This window comes from Halorubrum sp. SS7, from assembly GCF_005435055.1.
GTDB classification, from domain to species: Archaea; Halobacteriota; Halobacteria; order Halobacteriales; family Haloferacaceae; genus Halorubrum; species Halorubrum salinarum.
The window spans coordinates 1-757 of the sequence record NZ_SGXV01000183.1; the positions used below are offsets into that span (position 1 = coordinate 1).

General features: G+C 66.8%; 1 protein-coding gene. It reads right to left on the reverse strand.

The window, feature by feature from the left end:
* A partial coding sequence (locus EXE44_RS17500; RefSeq protein WP_274595387.1) for a histidine kinase dimerization/phospho-acceptor domain-containing protein occupies nucleotides 1-486 on the reverse strand: 486 nt, incomplete at its 3' end.
* Nucleotides 487-757 lie beyond the last annotated feature (271 nt).

Genomic DNA, 757 nt, shown 5'->3' on the forward strand with positions numbered 1-757 from the left:
GACGAGGTCGACGTGACCGTCCGGACGCTCGGGCGACGCGTCCTCGATCACCCGGAGTTTCTCGCTGATGGCGACGACGTCGTCGGTGGTCTCCCGGATCGTCTCCAGGCACTGTCGGCTCCGCTCGTCGTCGACCCGATCGGACAGCAGGTCGGTGTACCCCTGAATCACGTTGAGGTCGTTGCGGACGTTGTGCCGGAACACGCGGCTCAACACCTGGAGCTGCTGGTTGGAGGTTTCGAGGTCCCGTCGAGCGGTCTCCGCCCGGTTCCGGTGGTGCGTGACCGCGCCGTAAAGCAGTCCGCCGGAGCCGGCGACGAGCAGCCAGTCACTGACGAGACGCGTCGGGGTCCAGACGGCCGCGGATCCGCCCGCGGACGCGACGGCGAAGTCGATGCCCACCGCGAGCAGCGCCCCGACGAGGACGTACACCGCCGTGATCGCTGCCGCCGACCGTCCGTAGAGGTGTTCCGAGATATCCTTCATTTATATTTAACTCAACATCCGACGGATTTTCCTCTCGCTGAACACCTCGACGGCCGATGGCTTAAATTTTGACCGCCGGACTCCGCTGGAGCGCCGATGTCGGACTCACCACGAGGCGCAGTCGGCACAGACGAAGTCGTCGCCGTCGCGCCAGCGACGCTCGACCCGCTGACCGCACTCGGCACACGCCGCGCCGTCGCCGTGCCACGTCGAGGTGGCGGTCGCGGGCTCGACTTCGTCGGAATCGTCGGGACCGGGCTCCGTGGTATCG